Source organism: Pararhizobium sp. (assembly GCF_965279435.1).
GTDB lineage: Bacteria > Pseudomonadota > Alphaproteobacteria > Rhizobiales > Rhizobiaceae > Pararhizobium.
Genome location: NZ_CBDIHY010000003.1, coordinates 4,236,076 through 4,259,719 on the forward strand (window position 1 = coordinate 4,236,076; position 23,644 = coordinate 4,259,719).

The window sequence follows — 23,644 nt, forward strand, 5'->3', positions numbered from 1 at the left end:
CCGCCGCCGTTTCAGGTCCTGTCAGGCTCAGCCCTTGGATGCGCCGATCTGTTCGTCCCAGATGCGGAACGCTTCGACGATCCGGGCGGGCTCGAGCGGCACTTCCAGCGGATTGTTGGCGATCCAGTCGTCATATTCCGGACGGCCGAACTCCTTGATGGCGTCCTGGCTTTCCTGCGGTGCCATCTCGATCGTCACGTCCTTCACCGCCGGGCCCGGGTAGAAATAGCCCTGGTCATAGGCGATCGCCTGCTGCTGCGGCTGCAGCATGAAGTTGATGATGTCGAGCAGAACGGCGACCTTCTCGTCCGAAACGCCCTTTGGAATGACCGCATAATGCGCATCCGTCACCCAGTGGAAGCCGTCGAGCTTGCCGACCTTGGCCTCAGTCGGAACAATGCCGAGCGCCCGCGGGTTGATATCCCAGCCGGTCGTCGAAACGACGATGTCACGGGTACCTTCGCCGAGTTCCTTCATCGTCTGGGTCGTGCCAGTGCCGTAATATTCGACGTTTTCACCCAGAGCCTTCAGATATTCCCAGGTCTTTGCCCAGCCGTTGACCGGATCGCGCGGATCGCTGTCGCCGAGAATATAGGGAAGCCCCATCAGGAAGGTGCGGCCCGGGCCGGAATTGGCCGGACGGGCATACATGAATTTCTTCGGATTGGCCTTCGACCATTCCAGTAGCTCCGCCGCCGTCTTCGGCGGTGTCGGAACCCTGTCCGGCATATATTCGATCAGCGGCCCGGACGGATAATAGGTGACGACGACGCCCTGCTCCTTGGCGAGCGCCTGCATCTTGAAAGCCTGCGGCAACAGGATGCTTTCCAGATTGGGCAGGTCGCCCTTGTGTGCGGCAAGATCGACCCACAGCCCCTGATCGAGGCCGGCGGCGAGCACATCGGTTCCGGTCAGAACGAGATCGATATCGACCTTGCCGGCAGCCTGCTGTGCCTTGATCTTGGCCGGCAGTTCCGGTGCCGGAGCCTTGGTGAAGGCGAAACTCGATACCCATTCCGGCTTTGCTGCCGCATAGGCTTCGAGCATGCCCTGCGTCAGGGCTAGATTGCCGGCAACATCCACTACCGTGATGGTGACCGGGCTTGCCGGCGCCTTGAGCTGTGCAAAAAGACGGCCGGGCAAAAGCCCCAGACCGGTCAAGCCGGCAACTCCGCCGACAAAAGTCCTGCGCGTAACGTTCATGTCATTCTCCTCCCGTGTTGTGCAGCGGGCGCCTCCTGCGCACCCGTCTGCCGGATAGTCACAGTCTGTAGGCCCGCTTCGCCAACCCGTAGGCAAGTTCATGTGCCAGACCGAACGCCTCTTCCTCTTCAAGGCGATGATCTGCCACGAGCCGGGCGAGATAGGCGCAGTCCACCCGCCGCGCCATGTCATGGCGGGCCGGGATCGACAGATAGGCGCGGGTGTCGTCGTTGAAGCCGACCGTGTTGTAGAACCCGGCGGTTTCCGTCGTCGTCTCGCGGTAGCGGCGCATGCCCTCCGGACTGTCGAAGAACCACCACGCGGGCCCAAGCTTCAGGGCCGGATAGTGCCCGGCCAGCGGTGCCAGTTCGCGTGAATAGGCAGTTTCATCGAGCGTGAAGAGAATAACCGTCAGCGCCGGGTCATTTCCGACCGCATCGAGCAGCGGCTTCAACGCCTGCACATAGCCGGTAGCTTGCGGAATATCCGCCCCTTTGTCCGGGCCGAAATCCGCAAACAGCGACGGATTGTGGTTGCGATAGGATCCCGGATGGATCTGCATCACCAGCCCGTCATCTCCGCTCATCCGCGCCATTTCCGTCAGCATCTGGCCGCGGAAGGCATCGGCTTCCGACGCGTCCGCTTGACCTGAAAGCACTTTGTCGAAGAGTGCCGCCGCATTACCGGAAGACAGGTTTTCCGTCCGGGCGCTCGCATGGCCATGATCCGTCGCCGTTGCACCGCGCTGCTTGAAGAAGGCACGCCGCGCCCGATGTGCATTCAGATAACCAGCCCAGGTCGCCGCCTCCCCGGTCAGGCTGAGGAAACGTTCAAGGTTAGCGGCAAATCCAGGCACCTGCGGATCGACCACCGCATCCGGCCGGTATGTGGGCACCACGCGCCCATGCCATCCCGAATTGCGCACCGCGTCATGATGCTGGAGATCGTCAAGTGCGCTGTCCGTGGTGGCGATCACCTCAATGCCAAAACGATCGAACAGGGCACGCGGCCGCATTTCCGGCGTCGGGATCGCAGCCTCGATCCGGTCGAACAGGGCGTCCGCCGTTTTGGGCGACAGGCGCTCGGTGAGCCCGAACACAGTCTCCATCGAATGCTCGAACCAGATGCGCGTTGGCGTTCCGGCAAACAGATGAAAATGCTTGGCAAACAGTCGCCATATCGTGCGTGGGTCCGCCTCGACCGGCGCACCATCACGCCGGGCCACACCCAGGTCTTCCAGCCGCACGCCCTGCGAATAAAGCATGCGCGTCGCATAATGGTCCGGGGTAATGAATAGCGCTGCAGGGTCCGAAAATGGCTTGTCTTCCGCATACCAGGACGGATCCGTATGGCCGTGCGGCGATACGATCGGCAGTCCGTGAACGGTTTGGTAAAGCTGCCTTGCAATCGCCCGAGTTCCGGGGTCGGCAGGAAACAGCCTGTCGGGGTGCAATGCCATTCCTTGTCGCTCCTCCCGCTTCACGTCTTGGCAACGTTGTGAAATTGATATACTAGTATTCACAACAGTGTCAACGCTTCGAGAGACCTTATGCCGTCATCGCCCCAGAGCCCCGTCGTCGCGCCCCTTCTTGCCGAGCCTGCGGCAGCAAAGCTTAGGCGCGTCACAGCGGGTTCTGCGATCTATGAAAGGCTGCATTCGGCGATCTCCTCCCTGCAGATGCCGCCCGGTATGCCGTTGCAGGAAAAGAAAATCGCCGAGGAATTCGGCGTCAGCCGGACGCCGGTGCGCGAGGCGCTGCTGCGGTTGGCAGAGGCAGGGCTTGTCGATATCTTCCCCCAATCCGGCACCTTCGTGTCGCTGGTTCCGGTCGCGGCCATTCCCGAAGCAGTGGTGATCCGCAAGTCGCTGGAGGGGACAACGGTCGAATCGGCAACAGCAATCGCGACCCTCGCCGACATCGCCCGGCTGGATGCCATCATCGCCCGCCAGCGCCTCCATGCCGCCCATAATGAATTGTCGCTGTTCCACGAGCAGGACGAGGCCTTCCACGAGACGATTGCCGGCATCGCCGGCTATCCCGGCATCTGGGCGATCCTGAAAACCGTCAAGATCCAGATCGACCGCGCCCGGCGCCTGACCCTGCCGGCGCTCGGCCGCATGGAGAGCGTGATCGAGGAGCACGTGACGATCCGCAATGCCATCGCCGCCCATGACGTCGAAGGCGCCCGCACTGCCATGATGCACCATCTAAGCGCCGTCATTCCCGACGTTGCTGAATTGCGCGTCATGCATCCCGGTTATTTTTGCTGAACAGCGACACCAAACAACGACATTCAATAAACCGGAGGAAGAAGCAGGCATGCGTCAGGGATGGAGATGGTTCGGGCCGGATGCGCCGGTGACGCTGGACGATGTGCGCCAGACCGGGGCGACCAATATCGTTTCGGCGCTGCATCAGGTGCCGATCGGCCGGGCGTGGACTGAGAGTGAAGTCCGCGAGCGAAAAGTGCTGATCGAAACCACGCCCTCCGGGCGCTCGCCACTCACCTGGTCCGTCGTCGAAAGCATCCCCATCCCCGATGCCGTCAAGCGCACCGGCGGCAAGGCCAAAGCCGAGATCGAAGCCTGGATTGCCAGCCTCGAGGCCGTCGCCGCCTGCGGCATCAACATCATCTGCTACAACTTCATGCCCGTCGTTGACTGGACGCGCACGGAACTGGATTTTGTCACCCCGACCGGTGCCACCGCCATGCGCTTCGATCATGAACGTTTTGCCGCCTTCGACCTGTTCGTCCTCAAGCGCCCCGGCGCCGAGAACGACTATTCGGACGAAGACCGCCTGCGGGCCAAAACCGTGTTCGAGACGATGCCGGAAGCCGAAATGGCGGAGATCACCCGCATCATCACCTCCGCCCTGCCCGGCTCCACCACCGAGCCGATGACGGTTCCCGGCTTTCGCGAACGCCTCGCCGCCTATAGCAGCGTCGACGCCAGCCGCTTTCGCCAGAACCTGATCGAATTCCTTGAAGCCGTTACCCCTGCAGCCGAGGCGCTCGGGGTGAAGCTGACCTTGCATCCGGACGATCCGCCACGCCCGCTGTTCGGCCTGCCGCGCATCGCCTCGACTGCCGCAGACTACGCCGCCCTGTTCGACGCGGTGCCCTCGCTTGCCAACGGCATGTGCTTTTGCACCGGCAGTCTTGGCGTCCGCGCCGACAACGACCTGCCCGCGATTGCCCGCCGTTTCGCCGCGCGCATCCATTTCGCCCATCTGCGCGCCACCACCCGTGAAGCCGACGGCCGCAGCTTCCACGAAAGCAACCATCTTGATGGTGACGTCGACATGGTCGAGGTGCTGAAGGAACTGGTCACCGAGGACCGCCGCCGCTCAGCCGAAAACACCATTGTCTTCCGCTCCGACCACGGCCACCGCATGCTCGACGATCTCGAAAAGACTGTCACCCCCGGCTACCCCTCCATCGGCCGCCTGCGCGGTTTGGCTGAGCTGCGTGGTATCCTGCATGCGCTGGATGCGCGGCCGACATAAATATAGCGGGACAAGGCCGCGTCAGGTCCAACGAGATCGAATTGCGGGCGTCTATGAATGTCCTGCCGAAGCCCTTTGGCCTCGAGATTGTCGTCAAGCGTTTCAAAGCCCTTTTGTGGGGCTAGGCGCTGGCTACGACGACAATCGGCCTCCGTCGATGTGCAGTTTCACAAGCAGGCCGTCTTTCGACCAGTCGTACTCGAGGGTTCCGCCAAGATGGCCCGCCAAGGTCCGGTGAAGAAGCTTGCTGCCATATCCGCCAGGGCCATCGGGTTTAACCACGTCGGGACCGCCACGCTCGGACCACTGAATTTCCACGGCGTCACCGGAGATCGTACCGGAAACATCGAGCGTACCTTCAGCGACAGACAACGCGCCGTATTTCATCGCGTTGGTGGCCAACTCGTGAATCACCAATGCAAGTCCGGTAGCGGCCGTCTCGCCTACGCCCAACCGTGGAACAGCGACCCTGATCCTGCCTGCGAACGCGCCCTCGTCGTCATACGGGGCCAAAAGAACGGTAAAAATGTCGCCGAGCAATGCCGCGTTGCCCTGCCCGTTTGGCAGAGGCCGGACGAGGTCATGCGCGCGCCCGAGTGCAGTCAGACGGCTGGTCAGCTGTTGCGTCATGGTCTGGACGGAATCCGAAGATCGCGACGTGATCTGCGTCAGGCCTGCCGCGATCGCCAACAGGTTCTTCACCCGATGGCTCATCTCACCTGCCAGGAGTTCATGGCTTTCCTCGGCGTTTTTCCGGCCGGTGACATCCAGAAAGATACCCGTCATCTTCCGGTCTTTGATGCCTGCATCGCTGCCGCGTCCCCGTGCGGATATCCAGCGCACATCCGAACCAACGATTATCCGGAAGTCAGTCTCGTACGGTCCGACAACGGCTCTGGTGGCCGCGAAAGCCGCCCGAACCCTGTCCCGGTCAGCCGGATGTATCTTGTCCGAAAGCCGCTCGAACGTCAGCGGTTCCGCTTTGGTAACACCCCAAAGCGTGTAGCCATGACTGTCCATGAGAAGATCGTCGCTGTCCACGTGCCAGGACCAGAGCGCCACACTTGCCGCTTCGAGCGCCCGGCGGAGTTCGTCGGGCGACCAGTCGGAATGATTGAAGCTGTGGTCTTGCGTCATGCTCAGGCCCTCTTGCGGGTTTTGACGGCGGGTGCCGTCGAAGCGCTGATGCGATCCTGCTCTTCCTTGGCGAGCCGCGCCTCCCGTAGGCGGGATGTCTTTTCGTCACGCGACCTGATCACATGATCCATTTCCTCGACCGCGCTGCCGCGCGCGAAGAATTGGGACTGAAGATGGCTGAATGCAGCTTGGGCATGCTCGCGGGATTTGTTGACGGACATAGGTCCTCCAGTCGTCATGCTTAAAACGGAAAAGGCCGGACAAACGTCCGGCCTTCCAAAAAACTAGCTTCCAGCGATGCCAGTACATCCGTGGTCAAAGCGGAAGCAGTTCAAATTATGCAGCCTGAAGGTTGGTGGCTGACATCTTGCCCGACTTCTTGTCGCGCTCCAGTTCGTAAGAAATCTTCTGGCCTTCGACGATTTCGCGCATTCCGGCGCGTTCGACGGCCGAAATGTGAACGAAGGCATCTTCGCCGCCGTTGTCAGGCTGAATGAAGCCGAAGCCCTTGGTGGAATTAAACCATTTTACTGTGCCTGTGGTCATAATGAACCCTTTCAAAGCATACGTGGTGGATCGCATGAGAAATTCCCATACGACGATGATAACGATAGTTTTGAAGGGAAGTTCGTTCAGGCGCGGTGCCAATCGCGCGGTAACCAAAGTTCAGCAAGCAAAAGATCGATGAACCAGTGATAGCGGAAAGAACGGTCAGGGTCAACTTTTAGTTTTACGGCGCCGCGAGTACCGGCTGATTGCCCGCTTATGACGGCATTCGCCGGCCGATACGGGCCACCGGCAACGCCGTCGGGAGACACCCTGTACCCGTAAACGAAAAAGCCTGCCGCGGGAGGAGGTGCGGCAGGCTTCAAAAACGCGAACAGCGACTGGGAGGAGGAGTGCCGCTGTTCCTTAGGACATCCCTGGGAGGAGGATGGGATGTCCCATTCGAAGCAGCGCGGGAGGAGGTGCACGGCTTCGATGAGTAATATTTAAAGGATTACCGGATTTCGTGGAAGCGATTTTATCGCAGCGCAGCATTGCGCTTGACGCATGGGTTACAAGGATACGGAACGTCCTGGCCACCTGGCGGTTGCGACCGGAACGAAACCTCAAACCGGAGTTTACAATGCCCCATCCGGAAACAAACGCGCTGAAAACCCCGTCAAGATCGGTGGAACGCGCCTAGGCAAACTTGACGACAACATCCTCGAGACACGGAAATGGGACGACAAGCGCCGCAAGCCTCGGCATTCTGGAAAGATTAGATCGAGACCCTGCCGGACGACAGGTGCCGCTGTTGTCTGCCATAGGTATCCGGAAAAGGCGGGAATATCTGGGATTATGTGGAAACTGGCGGGAACGCCTTGAAACGTAAGGCTTTGCGCAGGGCTGCCTGAAAAAATCGGGCGAATGTTTTTGACAGCCCTTGAGGCGGAAAACCGTCCCGACCGGCCCCAAGTGCCCAAAACCGGCCGAGGCTTCAAGTCGGGCCTCAAAAGCCCCTGAAAAGCTTTCGAGCCGCCTTCAAAGCCTTAAAAACTAGGACTTGAGGAAAATTGACCGGTTGCTCTGTAAGGCGAGGAAATAAGCCCGATTGGGCGGAAATCCAAATGAGATTCCCACATTGATATGGGAATCTGTAAATCGTAGAAAACAAGAAAAGAAAACAGCACTTTAATGCGGTTCCACAAGTAGAAAGATTCCCACAATGTCGTGGCGCTTCGGATGGCGTTCTATGCGTCTCGTTCGTCAAGGGCATCATTCCAGGCGTTCAGTTCCGCGCGTAGATTTAATACCTCATGCCGTCGGCCTGGCGGAGCATTCAGACGGACTATTTCAAGGTAACCCACCCAGTTCCGACGAACAGCCTGAAGGAACCGGCGACGTTGATCCGAGGCTGATACCAGTTCCTCCGCAATCTCCGTTAGATGTTTCTTACAAGCTGAAATTTGCTCATCGAAATCACCAGCGACCCCAGCAACGAGCCGAGTTCCAAGCAATTTTAAACGGCCCGCGCCACTCGATCGTATAGTTGTCGCGCGGAGTTCCATTAGAAGAACCGAAAGCACACTTCGCACCTTCTCCGCCGGGGAATCTGGAAACTTCATGTTCAAGCCACTAAAATGCAGGGCTGAGATATGCGCTGCTATCTTTGGGTCAGCAAACGAGAGGGGTTCCCATTTGTGCGCGAATTCGTTTCGAATCCGCCTCAGCCGCTCAAGGTCCTGATACTGACCCTTTGTGACGAGGCCTAATGCAAACGCCATTTTACTACGTGCCGAAAAAGTACCTAATGGCGCGTTGAAGCCGCTGGTCAACTGTCTGGAGGGCTCCCCCTCAACAAGATATGCGCCAATAAGATCGCCTAACGCCTCCTCCGCAAACGCGGCCAAGGCCAGGATAAGACCCCGGTCGTCCAGATCTTGGATGATCTGCTGAAGGCGATTTAGGTTTCCAAAAATCACATCGGCTTTATCGGCGACAAGGTCTTGATCCATTTCGCTCCCCTAGAACTCGCAATCTGATCCTCTCATCAAGACGAAATCGGTCAGGAGCTTTCGCCAACCTCACTGCGGCCCCACGGTTTTCCATATTCTTCGGAAAAGAAGTTCAACGCGACTTGCCAGGGAATATTTACTTCATGGTCGCCGTATGCGTATGCCAAGAGATCGTAAGGGCTGAAGTTAAACGTAACGCCACGATTGTCGAAATTGAAGTTATCGAGCACTCGCCAAGCTTCCTCAGAGTTATCCTTGTCGACAAGCCAATCGACGTCCTCGTCCCCTAGTCCTGCGCCTACAACTTTCATGCAATAAGAAAGCAGTTTTTTGGCTTTCTCTTCATCGTTATGCAAGGCGTCTTTAATTGTGAATTTGCCATGATCGAGGCCAAAAAAATTAGACGTTGCGGTCCGAAAGTTGCCATGTGCGCCACCCATATCCCAATACATGGAGTACCGCAAAGAAACAAAACCGGATGAGCAATAGAACTCTTCGGTCCTGAGCTGAAATTCGGCCGCCCTGAACCATTCCTCGTCGGAATTTCCACTCAAAGATGGAATGGCCGATTTAAAACTATAGTACTCTTCCAACGCTTTAGATTCGATATGCGAATTAATCATTCTCCAGTAGGTATCACCACTGCCATAGACTAAATACTCGACCGACAGTTCATAGGTCTTCTCTTTCTCCTCGATCAGTCTCTTTGAAAACCTTTCAAGGACATTCACGCTATCCCGCTTGTACGGGGTGGCCGGAGCAGAATCCATTTGGAGAGAACCGGCCTTCTTGCCGACAGCAGTTGCCAGCGCCTGTTGCCAGTCGCCTTCAAAGTCAATGTAATGATAACGCAAGAACGTGGCTGGCAATCGCACTTCACCTAGGCGAATAAAAATCGCGAAGTTGCTGCCGAAGGGTTTGTCCTCTGCAAGCCTTAGCGTCTCACGGATCTCTCTGTTTACCACGCCCGGGCGTGTTAAAATCTTATCTGAGCACATATGGATAATGATATCCGCATCGCGCTGTGCAGCGAGGCGCTCTGCATCCCAATCATCGCCGGCCACTAGTGAAGAACGGTCAAACCAGACATCCAAACCTAGTGTTTTTAGGAAGCCCACAACTTCTTCCGCCGCGCTTCTGTCTTCTGAGGCATATCCTACAAATACCTTCACCGGCTGCTCCTTTTCGTGCCAATCGCCATCTAGGATAGGAATGGTTTGGCACAACCCCCATGCTCCATCGCAGATTTACTATACCTAAAGGTTCAACTTGTGGCAAAATCGATCCCGCGTAATGTGTCGATCGTCGCAACCGTTAACATACTCCTGATCACCAGCATTAGGCCGAGTGTTTGCCGGTGCCCGGCTGATCAGCTGCTTCTTTCAATTCGGCGCGTATCTTCATTTCCAACCAAGGTAACAACGCGGCCACATTGTTAAGATCGACGACTGAAGGGCCGGCATGCTGCATCAGTTCCACCACTTTGGCTGAAACAATGCCGATTGCCGCTCCTTGCGGCACCGCAACCTTTTCATCCCTATAGACCTGAAACACGAGCTTACCGACCCAGTCGATCGTGGTTCCGATCGTTCTTGCTGCGGGGATGGTTATGGCTGTTGGTGAGTTCGCCGAGAACATTTCCCCCTCACCCGTTGCTAGCCAGTTTAGATCAACGCCAAATTCCGACCGATAAGCGGCAAGCACCGCCAGATCAGGCTCGGAATCGCCACGCTCGATCTTTCCTAAAACTTGCGCGGAGATCCCGAGGCGGGAGGCAAATTCTTCCCGATCAAGATCACCCATAGTCTTGCGAATAGCGCGCAGCCTCTCGCCAAGCTCAGTCTTTGCGACCTCAGGTCTTCCAGCCACGCGCCCACCAGTTATTTCCAATATCAATATTTACAAATATCGAAATTGGAATTAATCCTATCTGTAGCAGCCTGCTTTGGCGGGCTGCGATTGCTCATTAACGTTCAACAAAAAGCGGATGCGCCAACATCCGCTTTCTGCAGGAGTGCCCCGATGACCAAGCCCATAAAGTGGGACCGTCACTCTATCCTCGGTGAACTTCGCCGGCGCGGTATGACGCTGACGAAACTTGCCGAGATGAACGACGTCAGCCCCGGTGGCTTTCGGACCATCTGGACCCGGCCAAACAGTAACTCCGAAGCGATCGTAGCCAACTTCCTTGGCATCGCCGTCGAGACACTGTTTCCGGACCGCTATCCGAAACGGACAGCACGCATTCTTTCCCACGAGTACACACCAGAGTCCAGCAAACCCCATCGGGATGCAGCGTGATGTGGCGCGGGCGGAAGGCTGTTCTAGCCATTGCCATCCGGTACCAGCCAAAGCTGACCGGCAGAGCCAACACACCATCCCGCACAAGCGGGCTGTTCGCCCCGGCTGTCCAGTCCGAGACCGTCAGCGCCACACAGCGACCATCGGGCAATCCCGAGCGCGCCACAATGACGAAACGGCATGGGAAAATAGACACGTCTAATCCGTTCATCCCGTCGTTTTCGCCCGTCTGCCAGTGGGCCGACACGGTGCTGATCTTTGCCGTCGCAGTGGCCGGCTTGGTTGCTGCGGCAGCGGCGATCATTGCTCGGTTTACAGGAGTGGCCGCATGATAAACCTGCATTCCCAGGCATCGCTTCACGACGGTGTTTTCCACGCCTGCATACTGGCTGCCCGTGACGGTTTTCCGCACCTATCGGCGCAATCGATTATCGACCCGCCACACGAGTGGTTCGATGCGGCTCTCGCCCGGCAAGTCGTTATTCACATGATGGTGCGGGTGTTCCTCATCCCCAAGCGCCGCGTCGTCGAACATCAGGAGCGCTCCCGAGAGGCCGTGAACCGGGCTTTACGGACCATTGATCGTCGCCTCGAAACCCCACGATTTGAAACCCACTATTGCAGTATGGCGGCAGCTGCCCGCGCCTCCCTAACTGCCCGCATGGAGGACGCCGCCTAATGGCCGAGTTCAGACGTATTCGCATCGATCAAATCCACGTCCCCGAGCGTCTGCGCGCGGTCGAGGAAGACCACGCCCTGGCGATCGCCCAGAGCATCGTCGAGCATGGCCTACTGAACCCAATCACTGTTCGCTCGACGCCCAATATGAACAAGGGCGCAACCCCTTACACATTGGTAGCCGGAGCGCACCGCATCCGCGCCGAAGTGCTTAATGACGAAGTTGAAATTGACGCGATGGTGGTCGAGGCCGATCAGGCGGAGGCGCAACTCGTCGAGATCACGGAGAACCTGTTTCGTAACGAACTTTCGGTGATCGACCGCGCGATCTTCGTCCAGACATATCGGGACGTCTGGGAACAGAAATATGGAAAAATCGATAAATCCAAGAACTTGAAACAATCGAGGGATCAAGTTGATCCTTCGGTGGGCACCAGGATCAATCTGGTCAATGTGCTGGGCAATGAAGCGGAGAGCAGCTTCTCCAAACACATCGCCGATCGCATGGGACTGTCAGTCCCCACAGTGAAGCGGCTTAATCAGATCGCGCAGAACCTCTCGCCGAAACTCAGGGCAGCGCTCAGAGGTACCGCCGCAGCCGACAATCAGTCGATGCTGCTGAAACTCGCCAAGGAAGGCCCGACGAAGCAGGCTGGCATCGCGGCGGCGCTCGAAAAAGAACCCGACATAAAGAAGGTTCTCGCTTGGGCCAAGGAACCGGCCCCAGAAATGTCCGACGCCGACAAGCAGCGCGTCGTTCGCACACAGCTCGACACTATCTGGAAGAAGGCTGACGGCCCTACGCGCCAATTCTTCCTAGTCGATGTTATCGCCGCGTCCGGCATGCCGAGCGAGGCCATGGAGCCCCTGTTCGCAGCGTTGAGGGCAGCCAAGTGAGCAAAACCGACACCTCGCAACTGGATTTCTTCCGCGAACCGGTTTTCCCAGTTCGCGTATCTTCCCAAAACATCGACATCGACCGCTATCGCACCAAGATCAAGCGGGCGATGGCGCGCGCCATCCGAGAGTGCGAGTACGATCGCCAGACGATCGCTGCCCGTATGGCACAGTATCTCGGCCTGCCCAACATCAGCAAATCCACGCTGGACGCCTACACTGTTGGTTTTCACGCGGAACTGAGCCGGTTTTTCCACCGAGAAGTGAGCCACCTCTAAGTATGGTTTTTTGATCAGGCTCTGGTCAAGTGACTGGCTTTTTCTCCTCTCTTTTGCGCTGCTGCGGCCGAGCTGGCTTTGAAGCGGAAGCTGTCGTTCCCGGTTTCAAGGATATGGCAACGATGGGTCAAACGGTCGAGCAGAGCTGTGGTCATCTTGGCATCGCCAAAGACGGTGGCCCATTCGCTGAAGCTGAGGTTGGTGGTGATGATGACGCTGGTGCGTTCATATAGCTTGCTCAGCAGGTGGAAGAGCAGTGCTCCGCCTGAGGCACTGAACGGAAGATATCCGAGTTCGTCGAGGATCAGCAGATCGAGGCGAACCAGCGTCTCAGCGATCTGGCCTGCTCTGCCTTTGGCCTTCTCCTGCTCGAGCGCATTGACCAATTCAATTGTTGAGAAGAAGCGGACCTTTCGGCGATGATGCTCGATTGCCTGGACACCGAGGGCGGTCGCGACATGCGTTTTGCCTGTACCCGGTCCGCCGACAAGCACGATATTCTGCGCTCCGTCGATGAACTCGCATCGGTTTAGTTGGCGCACCGTCGCTTCGTTGATCTCGCTGGCGGCGAAGTCGTATCCGGAGATGTCCTTGTAGGCCGGGAAGCGAGCAGCCTTCATATGATAGGCGATGGAGCGGACCTCGCGTTCGGCCATTTCGGCTTTCAGCAATTGGGACAGGATCGGCACGGCGGCATCAAACGCTGGAGCGCCTTGCTCGATCAGGTCCGTGACGGCTTGAGACATGCCATACATCTTCAGGCTACGCAGCATGATGACGACGGCGGCGCTGGCAGGATCATGACGCATGACGACCTCCTACGATCCGGACCCGCAGACCGTCATAGCGTTCTACATTGGCCTTGGGTTCACGCAGCAAGGTTAGCGCCTGTGGCGTGTCGATATCGGGACCGTCTGTCGTCTTGCCGTCGATCAACCGATGCAGCAGGTTCAGCACATGCGTCTTGGTCGCCACGCCTTGATCCAGAGCCAGTTCCACAGCCCTGACGACAACCTGTTCGTCGTGATGAAGAACCAGAGCGAGGATGTCGGCCATCTCCCGATCACCACCGGGGCGGCGAAGCATCTGATCCTGCAGTTGTCGAAAGCCCGGCGGCAATTCCAGGAAGGGTGCGCCATTGCGCAAAGCACCGGGCTTGCGCTGGATGACGGCAAGGTAATGCCGCCAGTCATAAATCGTCCGTGGTGGTTTGTCGTGGCTGCGTTCTATGATCCGCGGATGTTCGCAGAGGATATTGCCCTCGGCCGCAACGACCAGTCGCTCGGGATAAATCCTCAGGCTGACGGGCCGGTTCGCAAAAGACGCAGGCACGCTGTAACGATTGCGCTCGAAGGTGATCAGGCATGTCGGCGAGACGCGCTTGCTCTGCTCGACGAAGCCGTCAAATGCGTTAGGCAATGCCATCAATGCTGCCCGCTCATCAGCCCAGACATCTGCAATCGTACCGGACAAGGTGCCATGCGCCGTCTCTCGCCACAGGTCCTGGCAATGCTGTTCCAGCCAGATATTCAACGCCGCCAGATCTGGAAAGTCCGGCATCTGTTGCCACAAACGTGGTCGGGCATCCTGAACGTTCTTCTCGACCTGCCCCTTCTCCCAGCCTGCGGCAGGATTGCAGAACTCGGGCGCAAAAACGTAGTGGTTCGTCATCGCCTGGAAGCGGACGTTGACCTGTCGCTCCTTGCCGCGGCCAACACGATCGACCGCGGTCTTCATGTTGTCGTAGATGCCGCGACCAGGTACGCCGCCAAACACACGGAACCCGTGCCAGTGAGCATCGAACAGCATCTCGTGCGTCTGCAGCAGGTAGGCTCTGACCAGAAACGCCCGACTGTGCGATAGCTTGATGTGTGCGACCTGAAGCTTGGTGCGCTCGCCGCCGATCACGGCATAATCTTCACTCCAATCGAATTGGAATGCTTCGCCTGCACGGAAAGACAGCGGAACGAATATGCCGCGGCCAGTCGTCTGCTGCTCAACCCGCCACTCACGGGCAAAGGCGGCGACCCGACCATAGGAGCCGGTAAAGCCGAGAACCACCAGATCGGCATGAAGCTGCTTCAGCGTTCGGCGCTGCTTGCGCGACCTCCCGGCCTCGGTCTTCAGCCAGGCCGCCAGTTTGTCGGCAAAAGGATCAAGCTTGCTCGGTCGCTCCGGTACCGTGAACGTCGGCTCGATCGTGCCAGCGTTCAAATACTTCGCAATCGTATTGCGCGACAAACCGGTATGCCGACTGATCTCGCGGATCGACTGCTTCTCGCGCAGCTTCATCCGACGGATGATGTTTAAAAGTCCCATGTGGATCACTCCGTTGCCCCCGTCGCTCACCGCGTTGGGGGGAAGGTCACATGGCTCAATTCTCAATGGAAATTATGCGTCTAACCGGCTCAGTTCTGAGTGGAAACCAACAGACCTCTTTTTTTCGTCCAGCATAAGTACCCAGTCAGCGGCTTCCTGCCATGGAGATTAAGATCGTCGTGGCTGGCGATAACGACTTCCTAGACCGATCGATCCCAGCGCAAAGCAGCAGCGCGATGACGAATAGCACTGACGTCCGACAGATTAAATTTTCAGGCTGCCATCTCGATGAGTACGTTGGTCAATTTACCAGGGATCATCGCAACGAGCGCCATAGCGATCTGATCAAACTCCGAATGTTCGTCGCCATCGTAAAGCGTCCGCTTGATTTGAAAGCGATTTATAGCCCATGCCATCGCATCAGCCATCTGGAGACCAATAATGAGATGCGAGGGAGCAGTGATCGGACCTCCTCCGACGAGATAGCCACCCTCTGGCCAATTCGTCTCGATTACGATACCAGATTGACTCTTGTCCTGATCGAGCACGAGCGCTACAGGCCGCGTCTCGTGGGACAGGCGCTCCATCAGGCAACGAAGGAATACGCGTCTCAAGCCCCCTTTGAAGCCAACGCCCACAGAACCCAGCTTTTCAGCCTCCTTTTTGTACGCCGGATACGAGCCCTTCGGCATCCATATCCCGTCAACGCGAACCATTGACCCGGTAAGAGTATCCGCAACAAACCTTAGCGCTGCCTGTCGCTGCGTGATCGTCTTGTTTTTCCATTGACCTTTGCCACTGACAATGTCCGTCGCATGGAATTCGGTTACGCCCGCCTCAAATAGCCAAGCGCTCATCTCAGCGGAGACTGAGGCGTAGTGATCCGATTCAAGCTGCACCGCCACTAGAATTCGCAAATCTGGATTCAGAGTTTCAACGGGTTGCCCGGCAATCTCTGTGTCGTCGCAGAACACCAAAACTCGATCTGGGGCAAGCAGTGCATCCTTGAGATCAAACGGCATTTGAGTTCCTTTCAGGCATTGCTTCCGAATTGAAACAGCAAAAGTTGTGACCTGCAACTTTTTCAAGACAAATGCTACAAAAGCACCTGAATATCGTAAGCTTTCAACATGCGCTCAAGGGAAAATCACGGATTTACACCGATCTGCCCGAACCGGGCTCATTCCAAGAGGAATCTCGCGCTCTCTGTCACATCCCGACGCCTAGCCCCTTGTTGAGGGTCCGCTTCAACTCATATTGCCGCGACAACTCGGTCCGCTGCGCCCGATCAGCGAGGCGGGCGACATCCTTGATCCGATCAAGTTTGACTGAAACCTCCTCGGGTCCAAGCCGCAACTTTTCCGGCTTCAAGTTCCGCGGATCCGCACTGCCAAACCGCTGTTCAAGCGCCTTCGCGACTTGTCTCGCCTCCTCAAGCGCCCGTTGCCCTTCCGGTGTGCCGGATATCTGCTCCAGAAATTTCGGCTTGTCCGCCTGGGGCAGCCCATCGAGCTGCTTTAGGATGGCCTCGCTGCGCTGGGTCAGCCCCGGCACCTCGACCGCATCGCGCCTCTCGCGCTTCCAGGTTTCCGACTGCCGCTCCGCGTGAAGCCGTCGCTCCCAGGTCCGTCCGGCCGATGCGACATGATTGCTGAGCGCCTTGGCGTATTGACGAGCCGCCTTGCGCTCCTTGTTTTCACCCAGGAGCCCAGACTTGCCGCGCAACTCTCCGAACTGCTCCGGCCGCTCGGCAACCGATTTCGCCAGCGCCTCTCCTCCGATAGCCCTATCCAAAATGGCAACGCTGATCTTGGCGGCAACATCGTCGGGATCGGCATAAACATTACGGCCAACGGAAAGGACCGCGTCCATAGCTCGTTCAAAATCGGGTCTGGCCTTGTCGCGGGCCACATCCTCAACGCTACGGGAATGGTTCGTCAGCGCCGGTACAAGCGGCTCGACCTTTTCCGCCCCGCCCTCGACGCACTCACCGCTCCGCTGTGCCTCGATGCTGACGGAGGGTTGCCGATCGGATGCAGTGCCAACACGCCCCCCCTCAATCCTGTCGTGGGCAGTATGCTGTTTGTTAGTCCGACCAGTGTTCAACGAGATCTCGCTGCGCACGACGAACTCCTTCGCAATGCCCCGCCGCTCGGCAAAGGCAAGGGTATAATCGAGCGTGGTTTCCTTAGCGCCCGATCGGCCCATGCTGGTGTTCAGCCCCTTTATGTCCTTCAGCTCGTCGCGGCCGGCATAAAGCTGCACGCTGTGGCGATGACGTGTCATCGCCACATACGTCAAATGCCGGTCCATAGTGCCGGATGCCATGACGAAGGTCCGATCGACCGTCGCACCTTGGGATTTATGGATTGTCGTTGCATAGCCGTGGTCAAAGGCTTGGTAACTCTTGAGGGGAATGGAGATGGATCGGGCATTGTTCTGCCCCGCGCCGTCGAGACGTATTTGTAGTGCGTTCGTTTCAACGGCTTCCACCGTTCCCAGCATGCCATTCTTGACGCCAAGGTCGCGGTTGTTCTCCAAGAGTACGATCCGGTCGCCCGGCGCAAACGACCGCTTGCCGTCATTGGTCTGATAGATGACTTCACGACCAAGCTCCCCTTGCTCCTGCTCCCCATGGGCCAACCGATGACTGTCCTGAAGCGATGCACGAATATCGGCATTGATCGCCCGGACATCGACGCGACGATGTGCCAACGCAATCCGCGATCCCGACGGCCGCTCCTCCAGATCGGTGAGATAATCGCGGACCAGCGCCGACCGTGCCTGGTCCCTGGTCTCGGCGAATTTTACAGCACCTCGATCGGAATAGACGGCAAGCCCATCGCCCGTCCGATGCGTGGCAAAGGCAATCGACGCCTCCCGCTGCCAACCTTCATTCTGCCGGCGGATTTCGGAAAGCTGGACCGCTCCGACGCTCTCGGCAATCGCCCGGAACGGAGATCCCGCCCCGATCGCCTGAAGCTGCTCATGATCGCCAACCAGTACCAGCTTGGCGCCTCGCGCCTCGGCCTCCATCACGAACCGCGCAAGCTGCCGGCTTCCGACCATGCCGGCCTCATCGATGACGAGAACGTCGCCCTTGCCGAGTTGTCCCCTTCCGGATCGCCAGCCATATTCCCAAGACGCCAATGTGCGCGAGGCAATGCCAGAAGACTCTTCAAGTCCCTCCGCCGCCTTGCCAGCCAAAGCCGCACCATGAACCCGAAAACCCTGCCGCTCCCAAGCATCACGCGCAGCGGCAAGCATAATCGACTTGCCAGCGCCGGCAAAGCCGATCACCGCAGCAATCCGTGACTGCCCGGTGAGATGATGAACGGCAACCCGCTGTTCCTCACTCAAGCCGGAACGCTCGATCTTGCGCTCTCCACCCACGAGTGGCATGTCGCCACACTTGATTTTTCCAGAAAGCGATCCTGTGGTTCTTGCCCGGATCGCATCGTCCTGTAGGCTCAATGCCCGATCGACATGATGTCGGTTAACGCCATGGCTGGAGGACTGTGCCAGTCGCTCAGCACTCGCGGCCATGGCGTGCTCGATCTCCAGCATTTCCGGTGTCGAGTATCGCGCCAGTTCGCCGTTCTGCTCCGGCCGCAATTCCACCAATGCCGATGATGCCATGACGGCCGCAAAGGCAATCTGGAAACCCTGGCTATCGTCGATATAGCGATGCAGCGCCCGCGCCACATCATGCCGGTCGAAGACGCTCTTTTCGTCCGTCAGGATCGACAGCACCTGCTCCGGCTTATCCCGGATGAGCACCGCATTGCGCCGTGCCGCCTTCTCATCGATCCGCGTGCGCGACACGTCCAGCCCTCGCCGATCCATCTGCGAGGCAAAGACACCCATATGCTCGGTTGGCTCGATCTCAAGCCCGCGCTCCAGGTGCGAGCGATGATCGACCCGGATATCAAGTCCGGCCCGCGCCAGATGGCGGTTGGCGTGGTTTTCCCAAACCTGGCGGATATCCCGAAGCTGCATATGCGAAGTGGGCCGATTGTGGTTCAGCAGCCACTTGTTCTCCCGCTCGATCAGCGTCTTTTCGCCAAGACCCTCGGGACCAACTGTCCGTGTCGTCATCAGCACATGGGCATGAAAGTTGCGGACATCGCCTTCCGTGTGCGGCTGGTGAATAGCGAAGTCCACCGCAGCGTCGTAGCGATTGGCCAGATCGCGGGCAAAGTCCCGTGTCAGCGAAAGACGCTGCTCTGAAGTCAGCTCATGTGGAAGTGCGATTTCGAACTCCCGCGCTACCCGCGCATCCCGACGTTTCTCTGCATGCTCGACAGCATTCCAAAGTCGAGACCGATCAAGCGCCCAATCCGCCTGCACCCCCTCCGGAAGAATGATTTCAGCATGCTCGACGCCCCTCTTGCGGGTGAAGTCGTGCACCAGGCCGTCCCGCTCATTCACCATCATCGTTGCAGTCCGATAGGCAGCAGCCGCCACGGCGCTGCGGCCTCCGCTACGAGCTATCGGCTTCATGCTGCAATGATAAATTGCCAACCGCGGGGTCTCCGGCCGTTTTGGCGCTTTTCGAACTTGAGTTGCGCAGCAACTCGTAAGTGCGCCCTTGTCATTCCTTCGCTTCGCTCACTCATACGACGGTGTTGACGCTGCGCGTACTCCCAAATTTGCGAGTAGAAATCGCGTTTGCGATCTGGTCCGATCGCTTCAACGCACTCGGAAAACAGCAAAGTAGGGCTCAGGCATACGCAATTCTGACGTGCTGCTTTTGCGCCCATGGGCAGCTGAGCAACCGTCACAGGTTCCACATACACTTCATCGGGATGATATCGATGGCCCGCAAGACGATCGGACAACGCATCACTGAACTGGAAGAACGAAAGAAGGCACTTGTCGCTCGTCTCGGCAAACAGGAACGCGCCCGTGACACCAGGCGTAAAATTCTTCTCGGCGCGCTGGTGCTGCATCGACTGGAGAATTCCAACGATGCCGACTTCACCCGGCGCCTGGGCGACTGGCTGCGCAAGGAACTGCCCGGGTTCCTCACCCGTGACGGCGACAAGGACCTGTTCGGCGATATTCTCCAGCCGGTATCATCGTCCGACGGATCCAGGCACGGCAACCCGGAATGACTTTTTCGCGTTTCCTGAAGTCGATCGTCACGGCTCCCATCCTCTCGGTCGTTTGCGCTGTTGTCGGCATATTGTGTTCGGCGCTGCTGCTGCTGGCCAACTTTTTCGTCCATCTGACCGGCGGGCTTGAACCCGGGCAGATCAGCCAACTCGTCCAGGCAGTCGCTAAGTATTTGCCGCTGGTGTTCGGTGTGGTTGGCTTTTGCTCGGTCTTCATCACGGATGTTCCGATGTCTGCCGTGTTCGGCTCTGCCCGCTGGGCAACAGGTAACGAACTGCAGAAGCTCTCGACAACAGATGACGGCCTGCTGATCGGTCGCGATCCGACGACAAACACGCTGCTGCGTTATGACGGGCCGGCGCATCTGCTGACTATGGCGCCGACGCGAACCGGCAAAGGTGTCGGCACCATTATTCCCAATCTGCTGACCGCCGAACGCTCGGTGATCTGCATCGATCCCAAGGGAGAAAATGCCAGGATCACCGGCCGTGCCCGTGAGCAATTCGGGCCGGTTCATATTCTCGATCCATTCGGGGTGACGGATCAGCGTTCCGCTGCCTTCAATCCTCTCGACATGCTAGATCCGGACGGTCTCGATGTCGCGGAAGATGCCAACACGCTCGCCGACGCTCTCGTATTCGACGAACCGGGCACGGCCGGTGATGCGCATTGGAATGAGGAAGCCAAGGCGCTCATTGCCGGGCTCATTCTCAAGATCGCGGTGGCGGAATCTCCGGAGCGCCGGCACCTCGGAACGTTGCGCGAATATCTGACGCTGGCGCCTGAGCGGTTCTCTGTGCTTCTCGCCAAAATGCAGGACATGGATGAGGCCAACGGGCTGATCGCGCGCGCTGCCAATCGCCAGCTGGGCAAGTCTGACCGGGAAGCCGCCGGTGTCCTGTCGGCCGCGCAACGCCACACGCATTTTCTGGATAGTCCGCGCATGACTGCCGTTCTTGGCCGCTCGGATTTTCGCTTTTCCGATCTCAAGCACAACAATATTACCGTGCTTATGGTCCTGCCGCCCGATCGCCTGTCCACCTATTCAAGATGGCTGCGGCTGCTGATCACCCAAAGCCTGACGGACATGGCGCGCGATCCCACGTCCCCGGCCCGGCCAATCCTCTACCTGCTCGACGAGTTCGCTGCTCTCGGCCACCTGGCGCCGATCGAACGGGCGATGGGCCTCATGGCCGGCTATGGCGTCCAGCTCTGGCCTATCCTCCAGGACATCAATCAATTGCGCGCCACTTATGGCAAGCGTGCCGGCACGTTTCTGTCGAATGCCGCCGTGCTTCAGGTCTTTGGAGTCAACGACGTCGAAACCGCCGAACTGATTACCCGCTCGATCGGCAAGACGGATGCGCAGTACGTGACGAGATCATGGAGCGAGGGTAAAAGTTCTTCGTCCGAACATATCTCGGCCCGTGATCTCATCAATGCCGACGAAATCATGCGGCTACCGGAAGACAGGATGATCCTGCTCAGACAGGGGCAGCGGCCAGCGTGGGTCCAGAAACTCAAATATTATGCCGATCCGGAATTCAAAGGAGCCTTCGATCCAGCATGAGTGACGAGACCGAACATCTTTCCAAAACGCTAGTCTTCACCCTCGGTGTCATCATCAACAGCGATGAGGAGAACAGACAGCGCATAGCCGTGGCGTTTCAGGAGGCAAAGCTGCTCGTGGAGAAGATCTCGCTGGACAATGGTGGCGCCCGCCTTCGCATTGAGGTCTGTGTCAAACACTTCAATCGTTACAAAGCCGCAGGCGACGTCGCCTGCGCCGGATGGATACTGAAAGCCATTCAGGAACGCGTCGATGAACAAAATCTGCCGGGATGGAGAAAGTGGCGAGAGGTGATCAACCAGGCAACCAAGCTTTTACCCCTGGCCGTCCCTACCCTGCACTGAGACGCCGATTTCGCGATCCAGAACAAGAGACGTTAGCGGGAACAGGTCTTCGCCATAATGGTGAAGGCGCGTGTGATGTCGCCGGCATAGCCAACGGACCTGCAGTGGCCTGTCATAGTGGTCGTGATGTGCGTCAACTGCCTCAATGCCACAGACTTCGCAGGCCTGACTTTTCAAATACCCAGCTTTCAGTGCTCTTTGTACCGCTAGATGGGCGTCATACTTGGTTGGGTTTGCCCGACGCCAATCCGCCTGCCGTGTCTCACTTTCGATCATGATGTGGTCCAGTGATAGTGATTCGCGTGCCGGCCAAGACAATGTTGCCTGTTCGTTGAGGTGTAGCATCGGCTATTGGAACCACCCATATGCCGTCGCAGCCCAACCCACCCGTCCATCAGTCGTCCTTTGAAGAGCGCTTGGCATTTGCGCTACGGTTCGCGGCGCATAACCTGGGCAGGGGCTATCGGGAGCACCGATAAGTGCGAAGCGGACCAATGAGAGCGTACGGCATTTGCCGCTTCGCTGTGAAGTCGGAGCACCGTGTTGAGCGGGGGGCTCCCGTCCCTCTCAATCCCGGTTCGGCCGGGACCAGATGGGTATCGCGCCGGAGCGTGAGCTCCGAGAAATATGAGCATATCGGAGAAGCGAGCATAGCGGTGGCAAGACCACGGTTCGGGAATTCGCGCATGCAACTTCGGTTCCCGGGGCAGCCGTAGGAGATTTAGCAAAGTGCCGCCGGCACGGCGGAAATCGGGACCGACTGTCCCCGAAGTTACATTCCATATCCCGGCTAACGTGCACGCATGAGTTCACCTAGTGCCTGCTTAGACGGCCTGACCAGCGAACGTGCGATGTCGATTATATCGTCCCGCGAGGTTGTCGGATCCTCCATGTTCCAGGCTACCCCCATGCCGATCTTGAAATCCACCCCCCTCACCTTTCGAAGCTCGAAATTACGATTGGGGAAATCCCTCGTCCATTGTGGCGCAAAGCCGATGCCAAGGCCGGCCGATACCAGCGAGATCAGCGCAAAGGTATCATCGCAGCTGTAGGCAATGTTGCGGGCCAGATCATGTTCGGCAAACATCTCGGCAAAATACCGCTCAGTGTAGGAAAGGTTCTGGCGCGAAAACGAGATGATCTTCTGATCGCGCAAATCCTCAATGCCGATCTCGGCCAAACCGGCCAACCGGCTGTCCTTGGACACGGCGAGCAGATATTCGTCATTGGCCATCGAAAAGAACCGTAGGCTACCGATATTCTCCACAGGCCGGATGAAGCCGAGATTAATCTGGCCGTTTTCAAGGCCGCGGATGATGTCGCTGGTCGAGCCGCTCTGGATCTGCAGCTGGATGTCGGGATACTTGCGGGCGATCTTCGACAGGAACGCCGGTAAAACACCGATGGTGGCCGGGTAGATGGTGCCGATCCGGATTTTGCGCACGGTCTTGCCGGCGGCCGAGCGTGTCGCCTGCGCACTCATATCGATATCGCTCAAGATCCGCACGCATCGATCATAGAAGGTCTGTCCGGCAACCGTCAGCTCGACCCGTCGGGTGGAACGGACAAACAGCTGCACGCCCAACTCCCGCTCCAGCGCCTGGATCTGCGTCGACAACGCAGGCTGAGCGATACGCACCCGTGCTGCGGCCCTGCCGAAATGCAATTCCTCGGCAACAGAAACGAAGTAGGTGAGTTGGCGCAGTTCCATGCAAACTCGTCTCCTTACATGGCATCAGCCTGCCCGCCAAACATAGCTGACCGTCGAAGCCTTTCATAGCTCTATATT

24 protein-coding genes are annotated in these 23,644 nt (G+C 58.1%); 10 read left to right on the forward strand and 14 right to left on the reverse strand.

The window, feature by feature from the left end; all coding sequences use genetic code 11:
* Nucleotides 1-27: 27 nt before the first annotated feature.
* Together ACQY8Q_RS26230 and uxaC are read right to left on the reverse strand one after the other, a co-directional pair.
* Nucleotides 28-1,203, reverse strand: a complete 1,176-nt coding sequence (locus tag ACQY8Q_RS26230; protein ID WP_428429449.1) for an ABC transporter substrate-binding protein — start codon at nt 1,201-1,203, stop codon at nt 28-30.
* A 58-nt stretch (nt 1,204-1,261) separates the two neighbouring features.
* Entirely contained in the window at nt 1,262-2,662 is a 1,401-nt protein-coding gene (gene uxaC / locus ACQY8Q_RS26235) for a glucuronate isomerase (RefSeq protein WP_428429450.1), read from the reverse strand.
* Nucleotides 2,663-2,752: 90 nt separating this feature from the next.
* Between uxaC and ACQY8Q_RS26240 the strand changes: the two genes are divergently transcribed.
* On the forward strand, nt 2,753-3,475 hold the full coding sequence (locus ACQY8Q_RS26240; RefSeq protein WP_428429451.1) for a GntR family transcriptional regulator: 723 nt from the start codon (nt 2,753-2,755) through the stop codon (nt 3,473-3,475).
* Nucleotides 3,476-3,524: 49 nt separating this feature from the next.
* Nucleotides 3,525-4,712 carry a mannonate dehydratase gene (gene uxuA / locus ACQY8Q_RS26245; RefSeq protein ID WP_428429453.1) on the forward strand — a complete coding sequence of 396 codons (1,188 nt, stop codon included), beginning with the start codon at nt 3,525-3,527 and terminating at the stop codon, nt 4,710-4,712.
* A gap of 132 nt (nt 4,713-4,844) precedes the next feature.
* On the opposite strand, the gene ACQY8Q_RS26250 is transcribed toward uxuA, so the two are convergent.
* From ACQY8Q_RS26250 to ACQY8Q_RS26275, 6 genes are all read right to left on the reverse strand, one after another.
* Nucleotides 4,845-5,849, reverse strand: coding sequence for a sensor histidine kinase (locus tag ACQY8Q_RS26250; protein ID WP_428429455.1), 1,005 nt, complete (start codon nt 5,847-5,849; stop codon nt 4,845-4,847).
* 2 nt (nt 5,850-5,851) lie between these two features.
* Nucleotides 5,852-6,070 carry a hypothetical protein gene (locus ACQY8Q_RS26255; protein WP_428429456.1) on the reverse strand — a complete coding sequence of 73 codons (219 nt, stop codon included), beginning with the start codon at nt 6,068-6,070 and terminating at the stop codon, nt 5,852-5,854.
* Nucleotides 6,071-6,185: 115 nt separating this feature from the next.
* On the reverse strand, nt 6,186-6,395 hold the full coding sequence (locus ACQY8Q_RS26260; RefSeq protein ID WP_428429457.1) for a cold-shock protein: 210 nt from the start codon (nt 6,393-6,395) through the stop codon (nt 6,186-6,188).
* A 1,190-nt stretch (nt 6,396-7,585) separates the two neighbouring features.
* Nucleotides 7,586-8,350, reverse strand: a complete 765-nt coding sequence (locus ACQY8Q_RS26265; protein WP_428429458.1) for an MltR family transcriptional regulator — start codon at nt 8,348-8,350, stop codon at nt 7,586-7,588.
* Between the two features lie 50 nt (nt 8,351-8,400).
* Nucleotides 8,401-9,522, reverse strand: coding sequence for a TIR domain-containing protein (locus ACQY8Q_RS26270; RefSeq protein ID WP_428429459.1), 1,122 nt, complete (start codon nt 9,520-9,522; stop codon nt 8,401-8,403).
* 166 nt (nt 9,523-9,688) lie between these two features.
* A complete protein-coding gene (locus tag ACQY8Q_RS26275; RefSeq protein ID WP_428429460.1) occupies nt 9,689-10,219 on the reverse strand; it encodes a helix-turn-helix domain-containing protein in 531 nt (176 codons plus the stop codon).
* Nucleotides 10,220-10,372: 153 nt separating this feature from the next.
* Here ACQY8Q_RS26275 and ACQY8Q_RS26280 point away from each other — a divergent pair, with 153 nt between their 5' ends.
* From ACQY8Q_RS26280 to ACQY8Q_RS26300, 5 genes are read left to right on the forward strand one after another with little or no spacing between them, the layout of a single operon-like run.
* Nucleotides 10,373-10,651 (forward strand): helix-turn-helix domain-containing protein, encoded by a 279-nt coding sequence (locus ACQY8Q_RS26280; protein WP_428429461.1) that lies wholly within the window; start codon nt 10,373-10,375, stop codon nt 10,649-10,651.
* Nucleotides 10,651-10,983: a hypothetical protein gene (locus ACQY8Q_RS26285; protein WP_428429463.1), complete on the forward strand. Its 333-nt coding sequence runs from the start codon at nt 10,651-10,653 to the stop codon at nt 10,981-10,983. Before ACQY8Q_RS26280 ends, ACQY8Q_RS26285 begins: the two co-directional genes overlap by 1 nt.
* The gene (locus ACQY8Q_RS26290; protein WP_428429464.1) at nt 10,980-11,330 is read left to right on the forward strand and encodes a hypothetical protein; all 351 of its coding nucleotides are present in this window, start codon (nt 10,980-10,982) and stop codon (nt 11,328-11,330) included. The genes ACQY8Q_RS26285 and ACQY8Q_RS26290 overlap by 4 nt, the downstream gene beginning before the upstream one ends.
* Nucleotides 11,330-12,226, forward strand: a complete 897-nt coding sequence (locus ACQY8Q_RS26295; RefSeq protein WP_428429465.1) for a ParB N-terminal domain-containing protein — start codon at nt 11,330-11,332, stop codon at nt 12,224-12,226. The genes ACQY8Q_RS26290 and ACQY8Q_RS26295 overlap by 1 nt, the downstream gene beginning before the upstream one ends.
* The gene (locus ACQY8Q_RS26300; RefSeq protein WP_428429466.1) at nt 12,223-12,504 is read left to right on the forward strand and encodes a hypothetical protein; all 282 of its coding nucleotides are present in this window, start codon (nt 12,223-12,225) and stop codon (nt 12,502-12,504) included. The genes ACQY8Q_RS26295 and ACQY8Q_RS26300 overlap by 4 nt, the downstream gene beginning before the upstream one ends.
* A gap of 14 nt (nt 12,505-12,518) precedes the next feature.
* Here the strand turns inward: ACQY8Q_RS26300 and istB are convergent, their stop codons facing one another.
* The 4 genes from istB to traA form a co-directional block, all read right to left on the reverse strand.
* Nucleotides 12,519-13,313, reverse strand: a complete 795-nt coding sequence (gene istB / locus ACQY8Q_RS26305; RefSeq protein WP_428423465.1) for an IS21-like element helper ATPase IstB — start codon at nt 13,311-13,313, stop codon at nt 12,519-12,521.
* Nucleotides 13,303-14,823: an IS21 family transposase gene (istA, locus tag ACQY8Q_RS26310; protein WP_428423463.1), complete on the reverse strand. Its 1,521-nt coding sequence runs from the start codon at nt 14,821-14,823 to the stop codon at nt 13,303-13,305. The genes istB and istA overlap by 11 nt, the downstream gene beginning before the upstream one ends.
* A 272-nt stretch (nt 14,824-15,095) precedes the next feature.
* Nucleotides 15,096-15,911, reverse strand: a complete 816-nt coding sequence (locus tag ACQY8Q_RS26315; protein WP_428429467.1) for a DUF3800 domain-containing protein — start codon at nt 15,909-15,911, stop codon at nt 15,096-15,098.
* A gap of 121 nt (nt 15,912-16,032) precedes the next feature.
* A complete protein-coding gene (gene traA, locus ACQY8Q_RS26320) occupies nt 16,033-19,347 on the reverse strand; it encodes a Ti-type conjugative transfer relaxase TraA (RefSeq protein WP_428429469.1) in 3,315 nt (1,104 codons plus the stop codon).
* A 293-nt stretch (nt 19,348-19,640) separates the two neighbouring features.
* On the opposite strand from traA, the gene ACQY8Q_RS26325 reads away from it, so the two are divergent.
* From ACQY8Q_RS26325 to ACQY8Q_RS26335, 3 genes are read left to right on the forward strand one after another with little or no spacing between them, the layout of a single operon-like run.
* Complete coding sequence (locus ACQY8Q_RS26325; protein ID WP_428429470.1) at nt 19,641-19,940, forward strand: mobilization protein; 300 nt, start codon at nt 19,641-19,643, stop codon at nt 19,938-19,940.
* Nucleotides 19,937-21,511: a type IV secretory system conjugative DNA transfer family protein gene (locus ACQY8Q_RS26330; RefSeq protein ID WP_428429472.1), complete on the forward strand. Its 1,575-nt coding sequence runs from the start codon at nt 19,937-19,939 to the stop codon at nt 21,509-21,511. The genes ACQY8Q_RS26325 and ACQY8Q_RS26330 overlap by 4 nt, the downstream gene beginning before the upstream one ends.
* Nucleotides 21,508-21,855, forward strand: a complete 348-nt coding sequence (locus tag ACQY8Q_RS26335) for a hypothetical protein (RefSeq protein WP_428429473.1) — start codon at nt 21,508-21,510, stop codon at nt 21,853-21,855. The genes ACQY8Q_RS26330 and ACQY8Q_RS26335 overlap by 4 nt, the downstream gene beginning before the upstream one ends.
* On the opposite strand, the gene ACQY8Q_RS26340 is transcribed toward ACQY8Q_RS26335, so the two are convergent.
* Complete coding sequence (locus ACQY8Q_RS26340; RefSeq protein ID WP_428429474.1) at nt 21,826-22,131, reverse strand: hypothetical protein; 306 nt, start codon at nt 22,129-22,131, stop codon at nt 21,826-21,828. The two genes, ACQY8Q_RS26335 and ACQY8Q_RS26340, sit on opposite strands and share 30 nt — an antisense overlap.
* A 514-nt stretch (nt 22,132-22,645) precedes the next feature.
* On the reverse strand, nt 22,646-23,566 hold the full coding sequence (locus tag ACQY8Q_RS26345) for a LysR family transcriptional regulator (protein ID WP_428429476.1): 921 nt from the start codon (nt 23,564-23,566) through the stop codon (nt 22,646-22,648).
* Nucleotides 23,567-23,644 lie beyond the last annotated feature (78 nt).